This is a genomic window from Anaeroplasma sp., assembly GCF_034179385.1.
GTDB lineage: Bacteria > Bacillota_I > Bacilli_A > Acholeplasmatales > Anaeroplasmataceae > Anaeroplasma.
The window spans coordinates 1-3815 of the sequence record NZ_JAXFPY010000076.1; the positions used below are offsets into that span (position 1 = coordinate 1).

The 3815-nt window shown below is 35.9% G+C and carries 3 protein-coding genes; all 3 read left to right on the forward strand.

Features of this window, described 5'->3' with window-relative positions; all coding sequences use genetic code 11:
• Positions 1 to 849: hypothetical protein (locus SPJ17_RS04950; RefSeq protein WP_321093220.1), on the forward strand; the 849-nt coding region annotated here is incomplete at its 5' end.
• A 187-nt stretch (positions 850 to 1036) separates the two neighbouring features.
• The gene (gene tig, locus SPJ17_RS04955; RefSeq protein ID WP_321093221.1) at positions 1037 to 2317 is read left to right on the forward strand and encodes a trigger factor; all 1281 of its coding nucleotides are present in this window, start codon (positions 1037 to 1039) and stop codon (positions 2315 to 2317) included.
• Positions 2318 to 2495: 178 nt separating this feature from the next.
• A partial coding sequence (locus tag SPJ17_RS04960) for an LON peptidase substrate-binding domain-containing protein (protein WP_321093223.1) occupies positions 2496 to 3815 on the forward strand: 1320 nt, incomplete at its 3' end.

The following is a 3815-nucleotide window of genomic DNA, read 5'->3' on the forward strand; positions in this document are numbered from 1 at the left end:
GCCTTAAAGAAGCAAGAATTAGAAGAAATTAATGAAACCTTAGATCCAACACCTAAGACTCGCTTAGGTACAAACTTCAGAATGTATAAATTCATTATTAAGATTCTTATTTTTGCAATCTTAATTGTATTTGCAATCCTAATGTTTATTTACAAGGATATACTTATTGGTGCTGTATATATGGTATCTGGTATAGTTATCCTATTCACTGGTATCATAAGAATGATTCCACTAATCAAGAGTACAAAATCCAAAAGAGCTCGTTTGATTTTATTGATACAGTGCATAATTCATGTAGTGTTAGGCGCTTATTTAGTGTTTGCAGCATTCTATCATTGGGATAGATTAAAAGCTTATACAGGAAATGAATCAGATCCTTTATACGATAAATTAAATGCTGTTTCTGGTGGATGGTTTGCTAAATTCAATATCCAAGCTTATGCTTATATTTTGGTAATTTTCTTCTATACACTAGCTATGGGCTATTTCTGGGTTACTATTGAATATAAAGAACCATCTAGAACAACTTTATTCTGGTTAAATTTTATCTCTATCTCACTTGCAGTTCTTATCGCATTCTTCGCACCACAGGAGTGGTTTGATGCAGAAAAGCTAATTATTACACTTGCTATACTTGCATTACTCGCTGCACTTGTTATTGGCGGAGAGGCAACTGGTGGATATATCAGATACCGTAAGGTAATTGCTGGAGATATTAAGAAAAAAGAAAAGAAGACAGAGGTTGGAAAGGAAGCGCCATCTAGAAAGGATGATACTGAAATTTCCGATATCGATCCGAATATAATTCCTAAGGATGACCCTAGGGATGAGGATTCTGTTATAAGCTAGAGTCAAATGCCAAGAAATTGGCATTTTTCTTTCATCTATTTTTATAATTTTTCTTTACTTTGATATCAGTTATGATATAATGTTTAAGGTACACTTTAAAAAGGGAATGAAAGAGATACAATTTGTGAATTGGTAATAGGAGGAACAGACTTATCCCTGTTATGTATCTCGGTCTGTGGTGGTAAATATGACAGTAGAAAAGTTAGACAAGAGCCGTGTTAAGCTAGTATTTGACGTAACAGCAGATGAATTTGAAAAGGCACTTGACAAAGCATTCGTAACTGAGAACGCTAAGGTTACAATTAAGGGCTTCCGTAAGGGACATGCTCCAAGAAAAGTATTTGAAAAGATTTATGGTGTTGAGGCTTTATTTGAGTCCGCACTTAATGTAGTATTAGATTCTAAATTCCAAGAGGCTATTAAGGATGAGAATGCTAAGAATTTCATAGGTAGACCTGAGGCTGGTCTTGAGGAAAAGATTGAACGTGGTAAGGATTTTAAGGTTTCTTTAACTTGGGATGTTTATCCAGAAGTAGAATTACCTGAGTACAAGGGTGTAGAGGTTAAGGCAAAGAATCTAAAGGTTACTGCTAAGGAAGTTGATGAGGCTATTAAGGCTATCACTAAGAAGGATGCAGTAAAGGAAACTAAGACTGAGCAGGTTATCGCTAAGGGCGATTATGCTACATTCGATTTCGTTGGTACAGTTGATGGCGTTGAATTCCCTGGTGGAAAGGCTGAAAACTATGAGCTTCAGATTGGCTCTGGACAATTTATCCCTGGATTTGAGGATCAAATGATTGGTCTTAAGGCTGGTGAGACTAAGGACTTAAATGTAACATTCCCAGAAAACTATAATGAAGCATCTTTAGCTGGTAAGGCTGCAGTGTTCAAGGTAACTGTTCATGATGTTAAGGTTGAAAAGTTCCCAAGATTAACTGCTGAATATGTTGCAGGCTTAAAGATTGAAGGAGTTACAACTTCTGAAGAATTAAAGGCGAACAAGAAGGCTGAACTAGAAGCTAAGAAGGCAACTGAGGAAAAGGATCGTCAGTTAAACGACATCATTGAAAAAATCTTAGACAACGCTAAGGTTGATATGCCTAAGACTTTAATTGATGAAAAGGTTAATCAGCTAAAGGGTCAGTATGAGCAGCAGGCTAAGATGTACAATATTCCATTTGAGACATTCTTAAGCTTCATGGGTACTAACCTAAAGGATTTCAATGAGAACATGGAAAAACAAGGCTCTCGTCAAGCATTATTCCAGGTAGTTGCTCAAAAGATTATTGAGGTTGAAAAGCTTGCACCTAGCCAAGAGGCTTTAGAGGCTAAGGCTGAGGAAGAGGCTAAGCTTCATAATTCAACTAAGGAAAAGATGCTAAAGGCTAATGTTGCTAGATACTATTCTGATTTAGCTTATAAGGCTTTAGTTGATTTATTAGTTGCAAATGCTAAAGAAATCTAATATATATAATATGTAACTATAGGCAGCCTTTTTGGCTGTCTTTTTCCTAATTTTATATTCGAATTATGTGAAAAATTAAAAATGTATTATTTTTTTGGCACACTACTTGCAAAAGTGCCAAAAATAGTATATAGTATAGGTACGCAAAGTAAAAAGTAGTGAAAGGAAGGTGTTTCTCATGGAAGAAAATACAAAAATTGTACTACCTGCCATTGCCGTTAGAGGTCTTGTACCACTTCCGAACAATGAATTTAAAATTGAAGTTGGAAGACCAAATTCCGTTCTTGCGTTAGATGCTTCTGAAAAGATGTATAGTGGAAACATTATATTGTTAGTTCAAAAGGATGCGAATGTAGCAAATGCTACACCAGAGGATGTTGAATTGGTTGGTGCTTTAGCTAAAGTAACACTAAAACTAAAATTGCCAAATAATAACTACAGAGTTAAATTTAAGGTAACAAATAGAATAAAAGTGACAGAGTATTCCTCTGTTGATCCATATTTCGTAGTTGCATATGAAAAGATTGTATCTGTTATGGCAAACGATGAAAGAGAAGCAGCACTTGTGAAAAATGTTGCCTCTGAAATCGCTTCAGCTGGTCAAACCTTATTCCAGTCTCCAGATGAAATTGCAAGATTAATCCAAAATGGAACAAATGCGGATGTATTATCTGATGTCATTGCATATCAGCTTAAGCTTTCTGGTAATTTATCGAAATATAGATATCTAGAAGAACCAGTAGTGGCTCAAAGACTAGATATGATTTTACAGGATATTGAAAGAGAGCGTCAAATTGTTGAAATTGAAAATAAAATCAACAAGGATGTAAAGAAATCTATCGATGATTCTCAAAAGGAATACTATTTAAGAGAAAAGATGCGTGCTATCCAAAACGAGCTTGGGGATAAGGCTCGTCAGGAAGAGGATGTAGAAAAACTACGTAAGGCCTTAGAAGATGCCCACCTACCAAAGGGTATTTATGATAAGGCTATGAATGAGCTTCAAAAATATGCATCACTATCCAATCAGATGGCAGAATCAGGTGTAATTCGATCTTACCTAGATTGGATTGTTGATTTACCTTGGTATAAGGCATCCGAGGATAATAATGACCTAAAGGATGTTGCAGAAAAACTAGATAAGAATCATTATGGCTTAACCAAGGTTAAGGACCGTATTATTGAATATTTAGCAGTAAAGAAAATGACAGGCAAGAATCCATCGACGATTCTTTGCTTCGCAGGGCCTCCAGGAGTTGGTAAAACTTCTCTTGCAAGAAGTATTTCTGAGGCATTGGGTAGAAAGTTTGTTAAGCAATCCTTAGGTGGTGTTCGTGACGAGTCTGAAATTAGAGGTCATAGAAGAACCTATATTGGTGCACTTCCAGGACGTATTCTAAAGGGTATGAAGGATGCAGGCACAGTGAATCCAGTATTCCTACTAGATGAAATTGATAAAATGACTGCTGACTATAGAGGAGATCCAGCTGCTGCAATG

Excerpts from the sequence above, each read along its gene's own strand:
- tig (WP_321093221.1), top strand. The coding sequence starts at position 1,037 with ATGACAGTAGAAAAGTTAGACAAGAGCCGTGTTAAGCTAGTATTTGAC.